The organism is Erwinia rhapontici (assembly GCF_012271765.1).
Taxonomy (GTDB): domain Bacteria; phylum Pseudomonadota; class Gammaproteobacteria; order Enterobacterales; family Enterobacteriaceae; genus Erwinia; species Erwinia rhapontici.
Map to the genome: position 1 here is coordinate 452,860 of NZ_VRKO01000010.1, position 18,302 is coordinate 471,161.

Annotated in this window: 17 protein-coding genes and 1 tRNA gene; 10 read left to right on the plus strand and 8 right to left on the minus strand. The window is 52.6% G+C overall.

Going from position 1 to position 18,302, the window contains the following annotated elements:
* Positions 1 to 67 precede the first annotated feature (67 nt).
* On the plus strand, positions 68 to 1,042 hold the full coding sequence (locus tag FVB43_RS07355) for a quinone oxidoreductase family protein (RefSeq protein ID WP_167863687.1): 975 nt from the start codon (positions 68 to 70) through the stop codon (positions 1,040 to 1,042).
* Positions 1,043 to 1,191: 149 nt separating this feature from the next.
* On the opposite strand, the gene FVB43_RS07360 is transcribed toward FVB43_RS07355, so the two are convergent.
* Positions 1,192 to 2,427: an MFS transporter gene (locus FVB43_RS07360; RefSeq protein WP_167863688.1), complete on the minus strand. Its 1,236-nt coding sequence runs from the start codon at positions 2,425 to 2,427 to the stop codon at positions 1,192 to 1,194.
* Between the two features lie 107 nt (positions 2,428 to 2,534).
* Between FVB43_RS07360 and FVB43_RS07365 the strand changes: the two genes are divergently transcribed.
* Entirely contained in the window at positions 2,535 to 3,485 is a 951-nt protein-coding gene (locus FVB43_RS07365; protein WP_167863689.1) for an AraC family transcriptional regulator, read from the plus strand.
* Positions 3,486 to 3,492: 7 nt separating this feature from the next.
* Here FVB43_RS07365 and FVB43_RS07370 read toward each other — a convergent pair whose 3' ends face one another.
* The 4 genes from FVB43_RS07370 to FVB43_RS07385 form a co-directional block, all read right to left on the minus strand.
* Positions 3,493 to 3,930 (minus strand): GNAT family N-acetyltransferase, encoded by a 438-nt coding sequence (locus FVB43_RS07370; protein ID WP_167863690.1) that lies wholly within the window; start codon positions 3,928 to 3,930, stop codon positions 3,493 to 3,495.
* 92 nt (positions 3,931 to 4,022) lie between these two features.
* Positions 4,023 to 4,370, minus strand: coding sequence for an HNH nuclease YajD (gene yajD, locus FVB43_RS07375; RefSeq protein ID WP_133841622.1), 348 nt, complete (start codon positions 4,368 to 4,370; stop codon positions 4,023 to 4,025).
* A gap of 184 nt (positions 4,371 to 4,554) precedes the next feature.
* A complete protein-coding gene (locus FVB43_RS07380; protein ID WP_167863691.1) occupies positions 4,555 to 5,586 on the minus strand; it encodes a methionine synthase in 1,032 nt (343 codons plus the stop codon).
* 24 nt (positions 5,587 to 5,610) lie between these two features.
* A complete protein-coding gene (locus FVB43_RS07385; protein ID WP_167863692.1) occupies positions 5,611 to 6,594 on the minus strand; it encodes a DUF1852 domain-containing protein in 984 nt (327 codons plus the stop codon).
* 422 nt (positions 6,595 to 7,016) lie between these two features.
* Here FVB43_RS07385 and FVB43_RS07390 point away from each other — a divergent pair, with 422 nt between their 5' ends.
* Positions 7,017 to 7,499: a cold-shock protein gene (locus FVB43_RS07390; RefSeq protein WP_133841625.1), complete on the plus strand. Its 483-nt coding sequence runs from the start codon at positions 7,017 to 7,019 to the stop codon at positions 7,497 to 7,499.
* A 180-nt stretch (positions 7,500 to 7,679) separates the two neighbouring features.
* On the opposite strand, the gene FVB43_RS07395 is transcribed toward FVB43_RS07390, so the two are convergent.
* Positions 7,680 to 7,755: transfer RNA gene (locus tag FVB43_RS07395), tRNA-Asn, on the minus strand.
* A gap of 306 nt (positions 7,756 to 8,061) precedes the next feature.
* On the opposite strand from FVB43_RS07395, the gene FVB43_RS07400 reads away from it, so the two are divergent.
* Entirely contained in the window at positions 8,062 to 9,183 is a 1,122-nt protein-coding gene (locus FVB43_RS07400) for a Gfo/Idh/MocA family protein (RefSeq protein WP_167863693.1), read from the plus strand.
* Between the two features lie 139 nt (positions 9,184 to 9,322).
* On the plus strand, positions 9,323 to 10,369 hold the full coding sequence (gene fepB, locus FVB43_RS07405) for a Fe2+-enterobactin ABC transporter substrate-binding protein (protein ID WP_167863694.1): 1,047 nt from the start codon (positions 9,323 to 9,325) through the stop codon (positions 10,367 to 10,369).
* A gap of 247 nt (positions 10,370 to 10,616) precedes the next feature.
* Here fepB and FVB43_RS07410 read toward each other — a convergent pair whose 3' ends face one another.
* Positions 10,617 to 11,072 (minus strand): putative T6SS immunity periplasmic lipoprotein, encoded by a 456-nt coding sequence (locus FVB43_RS07410; RefSeq protein ID WP_167863695.1) that lies wholly within the window; start codon positions 11,070 to 11,072, stop codon positions 10,617 to 10,619.
* Positions 11,073 to 11,281: 209 nt separating this feature from the next.
* On the opposite strand from FVB43_RS07410, the gene FVB43_RS07415 reads away from it, so the two are divergent.
* From FVB43_RS07415 to FVB43_RS07430, 4 genes are all read left to right on the plus strand, one after another.
* Complete coding sequence (locus tag FVB43_RS07415; protein WP_159336400.1) at positions 11,282 to 12,493, plus strand: multidrug effflux MFS transporter; 1,212 nt, start codon at positions 11,282 to 11,284, stop codon at positions 12,491 to 12,493.
* 118 nt (positions 12,494 to 12,611) lie between these two features.
* Positions 12,612 to 14,222 carry an FAD-NAD(P)-binding protein gene (locus FVB43_RS07420; RefSeq protein ID WP_167863696.1) on the plus strand — a complete coding sequence of 537 codons (1,611 nt, stop codon included), beginning with the start codon at positions 12,612 to 12,614 and terminating at the stop codon, positions 14,220 to 14,222.
* An 82-nt stretch (positions 14,223 to 14,304) separates the two neighbouring features.
* Positions 14,305 to 15,063 carry a hypothetical protein gene (locus FVB43_RS07425; RefSeq protein WP_167863697.1) on the plus strand — a complete coding sequence of 253 codons (759 nt, stop codon included), beginning with the start codon at positions 14,305 to 14,307 and terminating at the stop codon, positions 15,061 to 15,063.
* Positions 15,064 to 15,180: 117 nt separating this feature from the next.
* Positions 15,181 to 15,717 (plus strand): DUF2058 domain-containing protein, encoded by a 537-nt coding sequence (locus FVB43_RS07430; protein WP_133841633.1) that lies wholly within the window; start codon positions 15,181 to 15,183, stop codon positions 15,715 to 15,717.
* A 1-nt stretch (position 15,718) separates the two neighbouring features.
* Here FVB43_RS07430 and FVB43_RS07435 read toward each other — a convergent pair whose 3' ends face one another.
* Positions 15,719 to 16,417 (minus strand): RluA family pseudouridine synthase, encoded by a 699-nt coding sequence (locus FVB43_RS07435; RefSeq protein WP_133841634.1) that lies wholly within the window; start codon positions 16,415 to 16,417, stop codon positions 15,719 to 15,721.
* Positions 16,418 to 16,656: 239 nt separating this feature from the next.
* Between FVB43_RS07435 and FVB43_RS07440 the strand changes: the two genes are divergently transcribed.
* Positions 16,657 to 18,276 carry an ABC transporter substrate-binding protein gene (locus FVB43_RS07440; protein WP_242462121.1) on the plus strand — a complete coding sequence of 540 codons (1,620 nt, stop codon included), beginning with the start codon at positions 16,657 to 16,659 and terminating at the stop codon, positions 18,274 to 18,276.
* Positions 18,277 to 18,302: the final 26 nt, after the last annotated feature.

Below are 18,302 nucleotides of genomic sequence, written 5' to 3' on the forward strand. Positions count from 1 at the left end.
ATACCCGTATTTTTCCTGACATAAACGACTTTATAATTTTTCTCACGTAAACAGTGAGGACAGCAATATGTCAGTAGCCATCGTTATCAGTCAGCCGGGCGGTCCCGACGTCCTTAAAGCCATTGAAATGACGCTGAATGAACCGGGCCCCGATGAAGTTCAGATTCAGCATGAGGTGATCGGCGTCAACTTTGTGGATATTTACTTCCGTTCAGGGCTTTACCCTTTGTCCTCTTCCCCGACAGTGCCCGGCTTTGAAGGGGGCGGGGTGGTAACGGCCGTGGGGCATAACGTTCGCGCATTTACCCCCGGGGACCGCGTTGCTTATACCGGGAACCCGATGGGAGCCTATACAGCACTCAGGAATATCCCTGCCAGTCGGCTCATTAAAATACCCGATGGGGTAACGATTCGGACCGCCGGAAGCTCGATGCTGAGGGGGCTTACCGCACATATGTTGCTTCACAAGGTACGGGAGGTTAAAGCGGGTGACTGGCTGCTGGTTCATTCTGCAGCGGGCGGTCTGGGCCAGATTGTCACCCGCTGGGCAACCATGAAAGGTGCCAGGGTGATTGGGACAACGGGGTCCGCGGCTAAAGTGAACATTGTGCAGAATGCAGGGGCCGCTGAAGTGCTGCTTCATACCGATGCGGCATGGGCGGAAACCGTGCGCGAAATGACGGAGGGGCGCGGGGTGCATCTTGCCATTGATGGGATTGGAGGAAACATGCTTGCTGCAACGCTCGGCGTGGTGCGCCCTTTTGGCATTGTCGCAAGCCTGGGTCAGCCTGCCGGGCCTATTCCACCGGTGCGTGTAGAGGATCTTGGCTTCGCCCGCTCAATCGCACTGATGCGGCCAAGTTCCATTGCCTATGCTGACGACCCCGATCTCTACAGACAGGGGGCCAGCGACCTCATGGCGGCCCTGCAGAATGGTCTGGAAAATCCCGTCGGAGCGGAATATTCCCTGACGCAGGCGGCGAAAGCACACGCTGACCTCGAAGCCGGACGTACAACAGGAAGTGTGATACTGACCGTGTAGATTCCGTTGTTACAAGGGTAAAAGCAGAACCCGCCTCTTCTGCTTTTACCCATTACATTAAAAGATGTCTGTGATTTTCCGCATTGATAACGGCTTGTGGGCTACTCCGCTAGCTGAACGGACGCGATGTCCCCGGCGTGGTTAACGTGTCAGTGAAATGTCCTGCTTTGCGTTTCTGTCGGTGATGAAGAGACTCTGACCCGGAAGGCAATAATCAGCGCGGCACTGAACATGATGCATGCCGCTGTGATAAATACCCCCGTCACGCCGTTGATGCCATATATCAGGCCACCGATGGCCGCACCGGCAGCAATGGAGGATTGAACGGCGGCGACCACCATACCTCCCGCACTCTCTGCTTCATCTGGAAGCGTCCGTGCGACCCAGTTTGACCACGCCACCGGTACGCCGCCAAATGCCAGACCCCACAGCATCACCAGCATCGTGAGCCCCACTATCGATAGTGGCATGATGATCATGCCCAGTGCGGCTGCACCCACCAGAGCGGGCATCATGATGAGCGTCAAACGCAAGCTGCGTTCCATCAGCCATCCCGCCGACAGCGTCCCGCAAAAGTTAGCCAGCCCAAATCCGAGCAACAGTAACGCCAGCCCTTCGGCATCCACCTGTGCGAGACCTTCCAGCGCAGGCCGTATATAGGTAAATAGCGCGTACTGGCCGGTGTGTGCCAGCACGCACCCCATCATACCGATGCTAACACCAGGCCGTCGCAGTAGAGAAAAGACCGATGCCGTTTTACTCCGAATCAGCGGTGGCATTCCGGGCAGCGTGAAATACTGGAAAAGCAAAGTGACGACACCCACCGCGGCAGCGGCAATAAAGGCGCTACGCCAGCCCCAAATCCCCCCCAGATAGCTTCCCAGCGGCACGGCAACCACCGTACCTACCGCGATACCACTAAAAATGATCGACAGGGCGCGCGGCACCAGCCTTTCTGGCACCAGGCGCATCGCCACCGCCGCAGCCATGCTCCAGAATCCACCCAGTGCGATACCCAGCAAGACGCGCATTGCCAGCAGCATGACAATGCCTGAAGAGAGCGCCACGAGCAGGTTTGAAAAGACCATCAACGCAGTGAAGCTCAACAGTACGGCGCGCTTGTCAAACGCACGCGTAAATCGCGGGACCAGTAATCCGGCAAATAACGCAATGACCGCCGTCGCCGTGACGGCCTGTCCGGCAAGAGATTCGGACACACCAAAATCCTGAGCCATCGGGGTTAATAAACTGGCAGGCAGGTATTCAGCGGTGAGTAGGCCAAAAACGCCCATGGTTAACGAAAACACCGCCCGCCAGGCAGGCCGGATTGGCTCATCGGTGGTTAATACGGCTTTGTTCTGCCTGATAGAGGCTTCATTGGTCATGACTGAGTTTCCAGGTAAAGGGGTTAAAGGATGAAGTCTATTCAGGTGTGGCTGGATGAGCTATGCTCTAAAAACCTCCTTTATTACCCGAAAACCCGAATATGGTCATGACTTCACCTTTTGCCCTCTCATCTGAACTCATCAGTGAACTGCTTTCTGGCCTGCGACTTAACGGTGTGCGGTATCAGCGTATTCAAACGGGCAATACGTTTGGTGTGAATTTCGCCAGCCGCCCCGGCCATGCTTACCTGCACTATGTCGCGGTGGGGGATGTGGTGCTTCAGACTGCAAAGGGCGATTGTTTCTCGCTTTCAGCCGGGGAAGCCCTGTTTATTCCTCACGGCGGAGAGCACCAGCTCATGTCGGCAACAGCCGCTGACGTGATGGATATCGATGATTTTGAAACGGTACCCCTGGATGAAAACGTGAGTGGGATTGATACCTGTCCCAGCACCCAGGAAACGCCAGGTGCCGTGCTGTTCTTTGGCTGCATGGAAATTGATTTGGGAAGCATGCAACGACTGGCAGGCGTGATGCCTGAGGTTATGCGTGCTGATGCGAAGGGGGCTAACTGGCCGGGACTGATGCATATCCTGGATGCGATGAAGCGTGAGATATGTTCCGGGCGCGTGGGCTATGCCGGCATTCTCGCCCGGCTGGCCGATGTGGTTGCGGCGATGTTTATCAGAGGGTGGGTGGAAGGCGGTTGCGGCACCAGCCAGGGGCTCGCTGCAGCACTGCGCGATCCGCGTCTGGCTCGGGCCATCCTGGCGATTCACCGCGAACCGGGCCGTGACTGGAGCGTGGCAGAACTCGCCGCTGAATCGCATATATCCCGATCCGCCTTCGCCGAAAGGTTTCAGACCACGATCGGTATCCCACCATTGCGGTATGCCACGGAAGTGCGGATGCACCTTGCTGTCCGCTGGTTATCGTCAGAAAAAATCACCGTCGATCTGGTATCCCAGCGGCTGGGCTACTCCTCACAGGCCGCTTTCAGCCGGGCTTTTAAGCGTGTAACAGGCAAGTCTCCCGGCGCAATGCGTATCCTTAACTGACAGAGCGTTATCCTCTGGCCTTTTCTAAGCGGATATCAGTGTCATTAATATCCGTTTTATTGCCCCAGCCAAGATGCAGGTAAACGTTAGCAGCACGGCTGTTCTTATCGGTTTCCAGCCAGGCGATATCATGGTGTTTAAATAATTCCTGCTCAGCGGCCATCACCAGTCTGCGTCCCGCTCCCTTGCCTTCATATTCCGGCAGAACAAATGCCGCAAACAGGCAGCCTTCATCCGGCAAAATCATAGAGAAACCGATGATTTTTTCGCTTTCAACCGCAACCCAGGCGCAAGGGCTGTTCTGAATCATATCGGCCACCAGGCTTTCAGTGATCCCCATCTGGCGCATTTCTTCACGACTCAGATGGTTTTCAATAACCGAGGTTCTGACGTCGAAAATACGCTCTACATCAGAAACTCGCGCTGATCGGATAGTGATATTCATTATCATTATTCATCCGGTGAAATGATCGGACTGCCCGCTTACATTGAATATGCTGGCAGTCCGTAGGATTCCAAAAGCTAACGGTTCTGCCGTTACTTCTTCTTATTCAGCATCGACTGTAAATCCGCAAAAGGATTATAGGTGGCAGCACCCACGTCTTTTTGCGCATCTTCTCCCGCCACAACGGTGGTGCCGTACTGGTCAGCTTCGGTGTACTTCGAGTGTTCGTGGTCATGGCAATACAGGCACAACAACTCCCAGTTACTGCCATCTTCCGGGTTATTGGTGTGATCGTGATCCATATGGTGAACCGTTAATTCGCGCAGGTTGGAATAAACGAACTCGCGCGCGCAGCGCCCGCAGACCCACGGATAGATTTTGAGTGCTTTCTCACGGTAGCCGCTTTCCAGCCGTGCGTAGTTTTTGGGGATCAGAGCCATTGCCGATATTACCTGTTCTATAGGGAGTATTTAACGAGAGTGCCTTCAATATATCCCATAATCGAAGCGAAGGAGAAATCAAACAGGGAAGTGCAGGGAGGCGCTGGGGGGGAGGGCACAGTCCGGACTGATCAGATCGCCCAATCCGGACTGCGTAGTTTCAAATGATGACGGGCTGACGCCGTTATTTCGCCAGCAGTTCTTTACGCACGATTTCTGCGCCTGCACTTAATGCATCCAGCTTGCCGCGTGCAACGCCCCGCGGTAACGGGATCATGCCGCAGTTGGTGCAAGGATAGAGCTTGTCGGCATCAACATACTGCAGGGCTGTGCGCAGCGTCGCGGCAACTTCTTCTGGCGTCTCAATGGTGTTGGTCGCCACATCTATGGCACCAACCATCACTTTCTTACCGCGAATCAGTTCCATCAGCTCCATAGGAACATGCGAGTTCATACATTCGAGTGAGATAATATCGATATTAGATTTTTGCAGTTTCGGGAAAATCTGTTCGTATTGTCGCCACTCTGTACCCAGCGTCTTTTTCCAGTCGGTATTGGCTTTGATGCCGTAGCCGTAGCAAATATGGACAGCGGTTTCGCATTTCAGTCCTTCGATGGCGCGTTCCAGGGTGGCAATACCCCAGTCATTCACTTCATCGAAGAAAACATTAAATGCAGGCTCATCAAACTGGATAATATCAACGCCGACAGCCTCTAACTCTTTGGCTTCTTCGTTGAGAATTTTGGCAAATTCCCAGGCGAGTTTTTCGCGGCTTTTATAGTGGTTATCATACAGCGTATCGATCATGGTCATCGGGCCAGGTAAGGCCCATTTGATCGGCTTATCGGTTTGCTGACGTAAAAACTTAGCGTCTTCCACAAACACCGACTTCTTGCGGCTGACAGGGCCGACAACCGTTGGCACACTTGCATCATAGCGATCGCGAATTTTAACGATCTCACGTTTCTCAAAATCAACACCCTCAAGGTGCTCAATAAACGTGGTAACAAAATGCTGGCGTGTTTGCTCACCGTCGCTGACGATATCAATACCGGCCTGCTGTTGATCGTCCAGGCACAAACGCAGCGCATCTTTTTTGCCGTCGGCTAATTCCTGATCCTGCAATTTCCACGGGGACCAGAGTTGCTCAGGTTGTGCAATCCATGAAGGCTTAGGTAAGCTGCCAGCCGTGGACGTGGGCAATAACTTTTTCATAATAGAAACCTTGTATTTGTTTAATCAAAGAACGGGATCAGCAGACCATTGTTCAAGAAGAGTTTGATATGGTTTGATGAACTTCTCTTCAGTGAACTTTCCTTGTTCAACGGCCAGCTGGCTACGTTCTTCGCGATCGTAAGTAATGAGCGTTAATGAATGGTCTCGCTGCGCCAGGTTGGGTTGATAATGCTTTCCTGCTGCAGAATTGGCATTGTAAATCTCTGGTCGGTAGATCTTCTGGAACGTCTCCATCGTACTGATGGTGGCGATAAGCTCCAGATCGGTGTAATCATTCACCAGATCCCCTACGAAATAAAAAGCTAACGGCGCAACACTGTTTGCAGGCATGAAATAGCGTGCCTGTAAGCCCATTTTATTGAAATAGTGATCGGTCAGGGACAGTTCATTCTGTTGGTATTCGATGCCCAGTGCAGGATGCTGATAACCCGTCTGATGATAGGTGTTTTTGCTTGAGACGCTCAGGCAAATCACCGGCGCTTTGGAGAAGTTTTCTTTGTAGATATCTGAATCCACAAAGCGTTTAAAGATATTGCCATGCAGGTCGCCAAAGTTAGCGGGGATGCTAAATTCGGGTTGGTTTTTATTATGCTCTGGCAATACCACGCTAAAATCATAATCGCGTACGTAAGAGGAAAAGTTATTTCCTACGATACCTTCAATGCGTTCATCTGTTTTCTTATCAATAATATTGGTTTTTAAAATTTCAATCACCGGGAAGCTATCGTTATTGCCTTCGACAGCAATATTCATCTCAACGGAGATGATTTCCAGTTCGACAGCGTAACGATCCCCTTTGGGATTATCCCCATGCGCCAGGGAATTAAAGCGATTTTTCATCATCACTAAGGCGTTGCGCAGGTTTTCCTGGCGTTTTGAACCTCTGGCCAGATTAGCAAAGTTGGTTGTGATACGCGTATTTTCGGATGGATTATAATTCTCATCGAAACAGATTTTTTTTATGGTAAACGCAAAGTTATTATTCATCGTAATCTGGTATCCTAATTTCCGCTACAAACCTGAGCTTACTTCTTGCACTTTTCATGAAGCTGCAATTTTCTTTTCAGGTTCCAACATTCAGCCGTCTGCACACATTCTATAGTGCATATTTTATGCCAGAGTCACTGGGTGAGGGGAAGTGATATAATTTCACAGCAACATGAGCGATTTTCATGATCGCGGGTAGAAGAAGGAAAGAGGTGATCGGAAGTTCATCATACTCTCCAACCGCTCCGGGTTCACTCACATTCCACGTCCCACTTTGCCTCTTATCCGCCGTCACCTGCCTGCCGTTCCTCGCGTACCTGCAATTTATCGTCCAGACTTACCGCAAAGGCATAGTCTGCGCAGGCATTGTGTTTTACACTGCGCGCTGAAAATTGAGTAGATTAACGATTAAGTAGGCGACAATGGCGATGAACGGCACGATCACAACCTGGTTTAAAGATAAAGGCTTTGGATTTATCAAAGATGAAAACGGCGATAACCGTTATGTCCATGTGATTAAAATCGCCAATCCTGAGCTGATTAAGAAAGATGCGGCGGTGACTTTCGAGCCCACCACCAACAGCAAAGGGCTGTCAGCTTATGATGTGAAAGTGATACCCGAAAGTTCCTACATCTATATCGCGGGGGAGCGCCTGAAGCTCACCTCGATCAAGTCTTACCTGGTGTACAGCGAAGAAGTCCCTGCGGAAACCCGCATTGATAAAGAAAATACGGTGCTATCTGTGGGCATACTGATGAACAGCATCCGGCCAAAATCAGCCACTCAGCCGGGTGAAATGCGTACGGTAAAAAAACTGGCGATCACCACTTTCCAGGGAACAACCCTGATCTTCTCGGAAGATGAGATCGACATCGACAGCACGGTGAAGTTGCTTAAGGTCTGACACCATCCGGACTGATCCCTGTGCCGAAATCCTGCGCCATTGAGCGGAAGGATTTCGGCATCGCTGACGGCCTTTGAGAACGTCCCCTTCACACATTTCCCCACTGCCTGTCATCCGGCGGCACGAAATCATTAACAACAAAAAGCCCGCTCAGGTTTCCCTGAGCGGGCTTCTTAAATTTGGCTCCTCTGACTGGACTCGAACCAGTGACATACGGATTAACAGTCCGCCGTTCTACCGACTGAACTACAGAGGAATTGTTGGAACGGGGCGCATGATATCCAGCAGGGCAGGGGATGTCAAAGGCTGTTTTCACGCTTTTGGTTCAACTGCTGAATAAAGCAGCATACGGAACAAGCCTATGTGATTTTTACCACAAAAATCGTGCTTTTGCGTATTGCGTTGCAGGATGCGGTGGGACTTGCAGCGGCGTTACATTCATTTTCGCCAGGGCGATCACGTTTGTTTCATTTTGACGTTGAATCACAGTGTTGCGAAATATACATTTCATCAATATTGAATTTTTGTTCCATTTCCTGTTCCCTACATCTAAGGATTTATCATGAAAAAAGTCAGAATTGGCCTGATCGGTACCGGTTATATCGGACGCTGCCACGCGATTGCCTACTCTCAGGCGCCGACCGTGTTCAACCTGAAAGGGGAATTGGTTCGTGAGATGCTGGCGGAAGTGAACCCGGAACTGGCCAGCGCGCAGGCGGCCACACTCGGCTTCAATCGTTCAACCGGAGACTGGCGTGAACTGGTTGCGGATGAAAATATCGACGTTGTTGATATCTGTGCCCCTAACTTCCTGCATAAAGAGATGGCGCTGGAAGCCATTCGCCACGGCAAACACGTCTACTCCGAAAAACCCCTGGCGCTGGATGTCACCGATGCTGAAGAGATGGTGCGTGCAGCCGAAAAAGCCGGGGTGAAAACGCTGGTGGGTTTCAACTATATGAAAAACCCGACCAGCCAGCTGGCGAAAGAGATTATTGCCCGTGGCGAAATCGGCGAGGTGGTGCACTTCTACGGCACGCACAATGAAGATTACCTGGCGAATCCGAACACCCCGCTGGACTGGCACTGTCAGAAAGCGCTGGCGGGCCTCGGCGCTCTGGGCGACCTGGCCGCGCATATTGTCAACATGGCGCACTATCTGGTGGGCAACATTGATGAGGTTAGCGGCGATATGATGACGGTCATCAAGCAGCGCCCGGACCCGAAAAATCTGTCCCAGCTGCGCGATGTGGAAAACGAAGATCAGGCCAGCGCACTGCTGCGTTTTGCTAACGGCGCGCACGGTGTGATTGAAACCTCACGTATCGCCTGCGGCAGCAAAATGGGCCTGACCTACGTGGTGACCGGCACCAAAGGCAGCATCCGTTACACCCAGGAGCGCATGGCGGAGCTGGAGCTGTATATCCATGATGACCCGGCCGGTCGCCAGGGCTTTAAAACCATTCTGACTGGCCCGGCGCACCCGGATTATGCGGCGTTCTGTATTTCTGCCGGGCACGGTATTGGCTTTAACGATCAGAAAACGGTGGAAGTGCGCGATTTGATTAACGGGATTGCCGCCGATGACCGTATGTGGCCAGACTTTGCTGAAGGCTTGCAGGTATCGAAAGTGCTGGAGGCGATTGCCCTCTCTGCCGCCGAAGGGCGTTGGATGAAAGTGTAAATTTTTACTCAGGCCGGGCTTGCCCGGCCTTTTTAGCGTAAGCCATTTTTTCCCGCCTCTTCTCCATTGTCATAAGCGATTTAAATTCCCCGCCATTAAATGTATGATAATAAGACTCATTTTCAATGAAATGGCTAAGATGAAAAAACTGTTCTCCTTCCCGGTGCTGTGTGCACTGCTGGTGGCTGCCGCACTGATCTTTGTTGTATCCGTCCGCAGCTGTTCAACTCAGTATTCAGAGTCGCAACCCGCCTCGCCACCGGCTGCGGCCGCAGCTGTTGCGCCAACAGGCGCACAGCAGGGCTGGCCGCGTACGCTGCAAACCCCTAAAGGGCCACTGACCCTGACTAAGGCCCCGGAACGTATCGTCTCCACCAGCGTGACCATTACCGGTACGCTGCTGGCAATCAATGCGCCGCTGGTCGGTTCCGGCGGCACCAGTCGTAACAGCACGGTGTCGGATGACCAGGGTTTTTTTAAACAATGGAGTGCAGTGGCGAAGCAGGCCCATCTGAAACCCCTCTACATTTCTGAACCGAACGCCGAGGCGATTGCCGCTGCGGCGCCGGACCTGATTGTGATTGCCGCCACGGGCGGTGATTCAGCGTTAAAGCTCTACGATCAGCTGTCGGCTATCGCCCCGACGCTGGTGATCGACTACGGTGATAAAAGCTGGCAACAGCTGGCTGTGCAGTTAGGGGAGATCACCGGGCATGAGAAAGACGCCAGCACCGTGATTGACCGTTTTGAGCAACGGGTGCAGGCGGTGAAGCAGGCGATCACGCTGCCACCCCAGCCGGTTTCCGCGCTGGTTTATTATGAAGATGGCCGCGGTGTGAATTTGTGGACCCTGGCATCAGCGCAGGGCAAGCTGCTGTCGGAACTGGGTTTTACGCTGGCGATGCCACCCGCGGACGTGCAGGGCGGCACCAGCATGGGTAAGCGTAACGATATTATTCAGCTGTCAGGTGAGAATATGGCGGCCGGCCTCACCGGGAAGAGTATGTTGCTGTTCTCAGCAGATGACGAGACGGTGGGGCGCGTACGGGCCAATCCCTTCCTTGAGCATCTGGAGCCGGTAACGGCTGAGCGGGTCTATGCAATGGGCCCGGATACGTTCCGTCTGGATTATTACAGTGCCAGCAATATGCTGGACAGTATTGAGCGGCATTTTAAGTCCCACTAAGGTGGGATGTCCTCACCCAAATAAACCGCAGAGATCGTCATGTTGTGGCAGTTTTAAAACTAACAGCGAGCAACGGTGCTGCGGGGATGGGGCCAGTTTGAGGTAAGCCGGACGTCACGCGACAGGACGTCGCGTGCCGAGGCCCGCATGGATACGGCAGTTGCCGATCCGGCGTGCTCAAACTGGCCTCAGACCTGAAGCCGAATGATCAGCCACTCATTTTTGTGGGGATTCATCAGGGGCCTGGTCAGCCGCCGTTTTTTTCCCTCTCCCGGATATAATCCTCTGTTATCACGGAATAATCCCGCGGCGCGAAGGGATGCGGTACACCTTTTATCATCATGAACTCAGAAACAATAATGCGGCGCATCATCCTTCTCTCGGTGGGTGAACGTAATGAGATCTCCACGTTTAACTCACCGGACTCCGGAAATTGATAGTAAGTGTCTGGGATGCATAGCTGATTATGAGCAATTTTTAAAGCAGGGAAATCCCTGTTGAAACCCGACCTCGGCGGTGCATCTCTGTCTCTGATAGAAAGGTAATGTGCGTAATAGTCGCCGGCATTGTTAATCTGGAAACAGAATCCGGCGTCCGTTCTGGAAACCTGTCCGATCTCAAGCGAGGGGAAGTGATCTCCCAACCAGCAGCCAGTCAGTAACAAAGAGAGAAGAGCGGGCAGGAGGGGATTATTGATTTTCATATGGCATACATATCCCTGAGTTTATCCATAAGTCATCACTGATGCTCAAGCATAACAACGGCGTATTTTATTGGAAATTCGGTGATGTGCGATTATCCGCTATCGCCATTTATGAATTCAGCTCATAACGACGGCCTGATTACCGGACATTATCTTCTGATGGCAAACCGCTACTCTACCGTTCTCCCTTTCTGTCCCGATGGATTGTCATGACTGACTCTCAGGCGCATACGCCGTTAGCCACCCCAAAAACCACCGGCTTTACCTTTGTACTGATCCTCAGTGCACTAATGGCCATTACCTCGTTATCGACCGATATTTATCTGCCCGCCATGCCCGTGATGGCGAAAGATTTACAGGGCGATGCGGAACTGACCATCACCGGCTTCTTAATCGGTTTTTGCATAGCTCAACTGGTCTGGGGACCGATCAGCGATCACTTCGGTCGGCGTTTGCCGATGTGCATCGGTATGGTGCTGTTTGTGATGGGGTCGGTGGGCTGTGCCTTATCCACTGATATCGTGCATATCGTCTTCTGGCGGGTATTTCAGGCGCTGGGTGCCTGTACCGGGCCGATGCTGGCCAGGGCGATGATCCGCGATCTCTACAGCCGTACCCGTGCGGCACAGATGATGTCCACGTTGATGATCGTCATGGCCATTGCCCCGATAGCCGGGCCGCTGCTGGGGGGGCAGATGATTCACATCGCCTCCTGGCATGCCATTTTCTGGCTGCTGGCGATAATCGGTGCCGTGATGCTGCTGGCAATCGCCTGGCTGCCTGAAACTCTGCCTGAATCAAAACGGGTGAAAGCCTCCCTGTCCGGTGCCTTTCGCAATTATTACCGCTTACTGACGCATGCCACCTTTATGCGCTTTACGCTTTGCGTGACGTTTTATTATGTCGCGGCCTATGCGTTTATTACCGGCTCACCCTTTGTTTACATCTCGTATTTTGGTGTTGAACCCGCGCATTACGGCTGGCTGTTTGCCGTGAATATTGTCGGATTAATGGCGGTCAGCATGGTGAACCGACGGCTGGTACATCGCTATCCGCTGGAAACACTGCTTAAGTGTGCCGCCTCCGTTGCCGCACTTGCCGCACTGCTATTAGCGGTGGCGACCGGGTCTGGCATGGGCGGGATAGGCCTGATTATCGCGGCGGTATTCGTTTTCTTCTCCATGAACGGCATTATCGCGGCAACATCGACCGCAGCTGCGCTGGATGCTGCGCCGGAGATGGCGGGTTCGGCATCGGCACTGGTGGGATCGTTGCAGTACGGCAGCGGCATTATCTCCTCGCTGCTACTGGCGCTGTTTAGCGATGGCACGCCCTGGACCATGGGCTGGATTATCGCACTTTTTACCCTGGCCAGTGCCGTAATGGCACTGACCACGCGCACAACGAAAATAGTCATATAGACTTGATCTACCGGCTGATGAGCGTTGTTCAGGAAAGGGGGGGAATGGCATTCATTCAGAAAAGAGGTATTCCCGGAAAATAGCTGGATTTAACAACAATAATAAGGCGGGAGCGGCAATGAAAAAGATAGCCATCATCGGGGCGGGGCCAACAGGCATTTATACGTTTTATGCACTGCTGGGCAATCCGCAACCGCTGTCTGTCTCTGTCTATGAGCAGGCCGCCGAGGCGGGCGTCGGCATGCCCTACAGCGATGAAGATAACTCGCGGATGATGCTGGCCAATATCGCCAGTATTGAAATTCCGCCTGTTTTTATCACCTATATTGCGTGGCTGCGCACCCTGAGTGACAGCCATCTGGCTCGCTATGGCGTCGAGGCTTCTTCCCTGCATGTGCGGCAGTTCCTGCCGCGGATCCTGCTGGGTGAATATTTCCGCCACCAGTTTCTGGAAATCGTCGCTCAGGCTAAACGCCAGGGTTTTGAAGTCAATATCCACGAAGCGTGCCAGGTGACCGATCTGGAAGCCACCTCCCAGGGCGTGCATATCTGGGCGCAGGGTGAACGCATCCCGGCGCTGTTTGATCTTGCGGTGATTGCCACAGGGCATGTCTGGCCTGATGACAGCAAGGCGACCCGCACCTTTTTCCCCAGCCCCTGGTCCGGGCTCATGGATGCCCGTATTCCCCCATGTGAAGTCGGCATTATGGGCACGTCGCTGAGTGGCATTGATGCGGCAATGGCAGTGGTGGCTCAGCATGGGACATTTAAAGAAGGCGATGACGAACAGATAACCTTCAGACTGAATAAGGGAAGTGAGCGGCTGAACATCACGCTGATGTCGCGCACAGGCATCCTGCCGGAGGCCGATTTTTATTGCCCGCTCCCTTATGAACCGTTGAACATCGTCACGCCAGAGGCCATCGAAAACGCCATTGCAGAGGGAGCGGACGGCCTGCTCGACCGGGTGTTCGGGCTGATGGTTGAGGAGATGGCACAAAGCGATCCGGCCTGGAGCCAACATATCTCGCTGCGGACGCTGGACGTCGACGGTTTTTCCGCAGCCTGGTTCGCCGATCGGCATCAGCATGACCCTTTTCACTGGGCCTGCGCCAATCTTAATGAAGTCGAGCGCAATAAGCGCGAAAAACACACGGTGGCCTGGCGTTATACCGTGCTGCGTTTACACGAAGCCGTTGAAGAAATCGTCCCTTTTCTCAATGACAAAGACGCGAAAAGATTCAACGGTGGTCTGGCCCGTGTGTTTATCGATAATTATGCCGCTATTCCATCACAGTCGATCCGTCGACTGCTGGCGCTGCGCGAGGCCGGGATCATCAGCATCCAGGCCCTCGGGCAGGATTATCATCTGCACGAAGATGACAACCAGACCGTGATTTCCGCTGAAGGGCAAACGCGGGTGTTTGATGTCTTTATTGATGCCCGCGGGCAAAAACCGCTGAAGACCCGTGACCTGCCATTTCCGACGTTGCGCGCCCAGTTGCAGTCCTGTGGGGATGAGATTCCTGACGTCGGTAACGATTACACATTGCTGTCACCGGAGAGTGCTCGGGGGCGCATTGCATTCGGTGCCTTGCCTTATTTAATGCACGATCGGCCGTTTGTGCAGGGTATTACCGTCAGCGCTGATATCGGTGCGGCAATAGCGAAGGCGGCCCTGGAGCCCCCCTCACGCGCACGCAGGCGACTGCGTTATATCGACATCTGACGCGCCTGCGTTGATTACTGCTTTGCATCGTTTTGCGTATTCTTCATAATTGCTTGATACGTCATCATTATTTGAGAGCACTATGATCAGGTTTTGGGTTCCGTTTCTGGCCGTGGCATCGGCATCCGTCCTGGCGGCTGAGGTGCCACCTTCCATCAGGCCGCTGGCATTGACGGCGGTGAAAAGCGGCAGCGATCAGTACAACAGTTTGTGTGCCGCTTTAAAAGATCGCTGTAACGCCGGGAAAGAAACCACCTTATGGAAGAGCAAGGCCGATGCGAACACCGTCTATTTAATCAATTCCTCCCCCGAGTTGATGAAGATTGAGAAAACGGGCAGCACCTGGCGCGTGAAAGGAACGTGGGATTTTAGCCCGTATCATCACAGTCACAGTGATAAGAACGAGGGGGATGATGAGCTGTCTGCAAACGGTGTCACACTCTATCCCGCGTTATATCCCCTGAACCAAAGCCAACAGGCGGTGGCCCTGGTGTCGCAATGGTCGACGGGGTATTCGGGCGGCGGGCGTGAAGAAAATTACGCCGACTTTATGCAGTTGAATGATGACGGAAGTTACAACGCCGCCTTCAAAGATATTCTGTTTTCCTCCCGTGAAATGATCCGGGCCTGTTTCTCTGAACAGGATTATGCCCGCAAGTCCCATTGTCACGATGAGAGCTGGCGTGTTTTGCAGTTGAAAATACTGGACCAGGGGAAGGCGTACTATGCCTGGGAGTTCATCACCAAATCTTCCGACTGGCCGTCGTTTACCGATAAGTCTGAGATAACCACCACCGTCAGTCGGGAAGTGAAAGTGCCGTTTGCAGAGAGTGCGCAGTAGCAGAGTAAACAGCCTGTGGGGCCATCCGGCAAGGCTGGCTATTTTGGCGCAACCTGGTACAGCCCTAAAAATTAAAGGTATAATCCCCCGCATTATTCAACGGATTTAGAAGCGAACATGACAAAACTCACCTTGCAAGAGCAGATGCTGAAAGCAGGATTAGTCAGCAGCAAAAAAATGGCCAAAGTTCAGAGAACGGTCAAAAAATCTAAGGCTCAGGCCCGTGAGGCCAGAGAAGCGGTAGAAGAGAATAAAAAAGCGCAGATCGAGCGGGATAAGCTGCTCAGTGAACAGCAGAAGCAGGCGGCGTTATCGAAAGAGTATAAAGCGCAGGTGAAGCAGCTGATTGAGATGAACAAAGTCGACATTGCCAAAGGCAACATTGATTTTAATTTCACCGATAACAACCTGATTAAGAAAATCGCCGTCGATAAGGCCACGCAAGCTCAGCTTATCAGCGGTCGCCTCGCCATTGCACGTTTGCTCGGCAACAGCGGCGAAAGCGAATACGTCATCATTCCCGCCGTGGTCGCCGATAAGATTGCGCAGCGCGATGCAGGCAGCATTGTGTTAAATAGCGCCCTGAGCCTGGAAGAGCAAAACGAAGACGATCCGTATGCTGATTTCAAAGTACCTGATGATTTGATGTGGTAAATCAGAACGGCGAGGCATTGCAGGCGTTGATCGGCACTTCGCTGATCGGATGAACAAAATGTAATTCACTGGCGTGCAGCATCATCCGCGGCGTCAGTTCGGTGCCTGGCAACAGGCGACCGCCATACAGATCGCAGCCCAGAATCGGGTGGCCCAGCTGCTGGCAGTGAATGCGTAGCTGGTGGGTGCGCCCGGTCTCCGGGGTGAGCTGTACCCGCGTCACAGGCAGTAACGTCCCGTCTTCCTGCTCCTGAACAATGCGCTCAACGACCCGATAGCGGGAGCGGGCGGGTTTACCGTGGATGGCACAAATCGACATCAGCGGGAACAGCGCCGGATCGCGGGCAATCGCCGCATCAATGATCCCTTCATCATTATCCAGATGCCCGCACAACAGTGCACTGTACACCTTGGTCACCGTACGCTGGCTGAACTGCTGGCAAAGGGCGGCATTGATCGCCTTATTGCGCGCAATCACCATCAGCCCGGAAGTGCCGAAATCAAGCCGGTGGATCAGGGTGCAGCCGGGGAAAAGCTGTACCAGCCGGTGATGCACTGAATCGAGATTGAGCGGATTTTTCCCCGAGAGGCTGAGCAGCCCGGCGGGTTTATTGATCAGCACCAGGTGATCGTCCTGATACAGGACTTCAATCTTGTCATGGCAGGGTGGGGCAATAAAGGTATCGAAAATCACAGACATCAGACTGCCCCGGTAGCGAGTGGGAGCGGATAATAACGAATTTTCAGCCAGCTGGCGAATCTGGCTGTGCGCCCGTGGGCGTCAGCGTGCCGTCACCTCACTTGCAACATAATCAGATAACCATTACCAATCATTCTATTTGCTTGTGTTTGTTTCAAACAGTAACGTTGTTAAAAATGGCGTATTAACGATGGGCTTATTATTAATTTACCTCTGGAAGTAAAATGACGGGGTGAATTATGACAACTTTATCTGGGGTGGGAATGAAGGGATTTTCAAAAGCCATTGCTTTTGCGGCAATGAGCCTGACGGCGTTTAACGTTGCAGCGGCAGAGAATAACAACAGTAATAATATTATTCGCTACGCAATATGGAGCAATCCCAGCGGTAACTTCCATCCCACGCTTTATTTTACTGACTACGATCGCGCGGTTATATTCACTCTGTTTGGCCGCTTGTTTACCCTCGATGAACAGCAAAACCCAAAACCGTCTCTCGCTGAAAAATATGACTACTCGGCTGACGGAAAAACACTGACGCTGCATTTAAAACCGGGCGTGAAATGGCATGATGGCACCGCGTTTACCGCGGAAGATGTCTATTTTACCTATGCCACCGAAGCCGATGCGGGCTTCCCGAAAGACACCCCTGGCTTTGTCAAACACCTGGTGGGTTACGAGGATTACCATATGGGTAAAACGGACCGTTTAGCGGGCATCAAGGTGATTGACGCGCAAACCCTGAGCTTCACCTTTGTAGCCCCGTATGCTGCGGCCTTCTCTCACTTTGCCGACCGTCCTGTGCTGGCCCAACATATCTGGAGCAAAGTCCCGGTTAAAGAGTGGAATAAAGCGACTGACCTGCTGCGCAACCCGGTCGGCACCGGCCCTTACAAGTTTGTCGAGTTTCTCCCGGATCAGTACGTCAAGCTGGAACGCAACGACGACTATTACGGCGGAAAACCGAAAACCAAAACGCTGATATTTAAAGTCTCTAACGCACAGACGGTACAGAATGAGCTGATCAATGGCGACGTTGATATTGCTGAACTCTCATCATGGAATGGCCGCGATTTACAGACGTATAAAAATGCCGGCATTCAGATTATTGAGCAGCCGGGCGTAGGTGCACAGTATTTATCACTGGATACGCGCAATAAAAATCTGTCCGATCGCCGGGTCAGACAGGCGCTGGTCTATGGCATTGACCGACAGGCGATTGTCGATAAATTACTCTACGGTCACGCTCAGATATTCAATACCAAAGATAATCCGCACAGCCCTTACTACCCTAAAGCGTTAAATAATTATGCCTATAACCCTGAAAAGGCGAAGGCGTTATTAAAAGAAGCCGGTTGGGCAGACACCAACGGTGATGGCGTTGTCGATAAAGACGGCAAAGATTTCACCCTAACCATTAACTACCCGACAGGGAACCGCACCCGCGAACTCACCGCACCCGTTATTCAGCAAAACCTGAAAAAAATCGGCATCAACGTGGTGCTTAACGTCGCCGACTTCAACGCCACGCTCTCTATTTTGCAGGACAAAGCGCAAGTCTACGATGGCGTGTTGATGGGAGGGACTTTCAGGCCTGGCGAATATGATAACAACTTCTGGTGGGAACGATTCTCCACCCCACAGCTGGACGCTTTCGCCAGTCAGTTTAATGCCACCATCGACCGTGACGCCCTCAAGACCAGCGTTGGCGGGTGGTTAACCGGGATTAATGAAGAAGTGCCGCACGTCTGGCTCTACATCCCCAATATCGGCTACGCCCTGAGTAAGCGAATAACAAGCTATCACTCTTACCCTTATGAACCTTTCGCCGATGTCGCTGGCTGGAGCGTAAAACAGTAACGCATTGCACGGTACAGGGTTTTACA

What these genes read in the sequence shown, in the direction of transcription:
- FVB43_RS07355 (WP_167863687.1), top strand. Translation starts at nt 68, where the DNA reads ATGTCAGTAGCCATCGTTATCAGTCAGCCGGGCGGTCCCGACGTCCTT.
- FVB43_RS07360 (WP_167863688.1), bottom strand. Translation starts at nt 2,427, where the DNA reads ATGACCAATGAAGCCTCTATCAGGCAGAACAAAGCCGTATTAACCACC.
- FVB43_RS07365 (WP_167863689.1), top strand. Translation starts at nt 2,535, where the DNA reads ATGACTTCACCTTTTGCCCTCTCATCTGAACTCATCAGTGAACTGCTT.
- FVB43_RS07370 (WP_167863690.1), bottom strand. Translation starts at nt 3,930, where the DNA reads ATGAATATCACTATCCGATCAGCGCGAGTTTCTGATGTAGAGCGTATT.
- yajD (WP_133841622.1), bottom strand. Translation starts at nt 4,370, where the DNA reads ATGGCTCTGATCCCCAAAAACTACGCACGGCTGGAAAGCGGCTACCGT.
- FVB43_RS07380 (WP_167863691.1), bottom strand. Translation starts at nt 5,586, where the DNA reads ATGAAAAAGTTATTGCCCACGTCCACGGCTGGCAGCTTACCTAAGCCT.
- FVB43_RS07385 (WP_167863692.1), bottom strand. Translation starts at nt 6,594, where the DNA reads ATGAATAATAACTTTGCGTTTACCATAAAAAAAATCTGTTTCGATGAG.
- FVB43_RS07390 (WP_133841625.1), top strand. Translation starts at nt 7,017, where the DNA reads ATGGCGATGAACGGCACGATCACAACCTGGTTTAAAGATAAAGGCTTT.
- FVB43_RS07400 (WP_167863693.1), top strand. Translation starts at nt 8,062, where the DNA reads ATGAAAAAAGTCAGAATTGGCCTGATCGGTACCGGTTATATCGGACGC.
- fepB (WP_167863694.1), top strand. Translation starts at nt 9,323, where the DNA reads ATGAAAAAACTGTTCTCCTTCCCGGTGCTGTGTGCACTGCTGGTGGCT.
- FVB43_RS07410 (WP_167863695.1), bottom strand. Translation starts at nt 11,072, where the DNA reads ATGAAAATCAATAATCCCCTCCTGCCCGCTCTTCTCTCTTTGTTACTG.
- FVB43_RS07415 (WP_159336400.1), top strand. Translation starts at nt 11,282, where the DNA reads ATGACTGACTCTCAGGCGCATACGCCGTTAGCCACCCCAAAAACCACC.
- FVB43_RS07420 (WP_167863696.1), top strand. Translation starts at nt 12,612, where the DNA reads ATGAAAAAGATAGCCATCATCGGGGCGGGGCCAACAGGCATTTATACG.
- FVB43_RS07425 (WP_167863697.1), top strand. Translation starts at nt 14,305, where the DNA reads ATGATCAGGTTTTGGGTTCCGTTTCTGGCCGTGGCATCGGCATCCGTC.
- FVB43_RS07430 (WP_133841633.1), top strand. Translation starts at nt 15,181, where the DNA reads ATGACAAAACTCACCTTGCAAGAGCAGATGCTGAAAGCAGGATTAGTC.
- FVB43_RS07435 (WP_133841634.1), bottom strand. Translation starts at nt 16,417, where the DNA reads ATGTCTGTGATTTTCGATACCTTTATTGCCCCACCCTGCCATGACAAG.
- FVB43_RS07440 (WP_242462121.1), top strand. Translation starts at nt 16,657, where the DNA reads ATGACAACTTTATCTGGGGTGGGAATGAAGGGATTTTCAAAAGCCATT.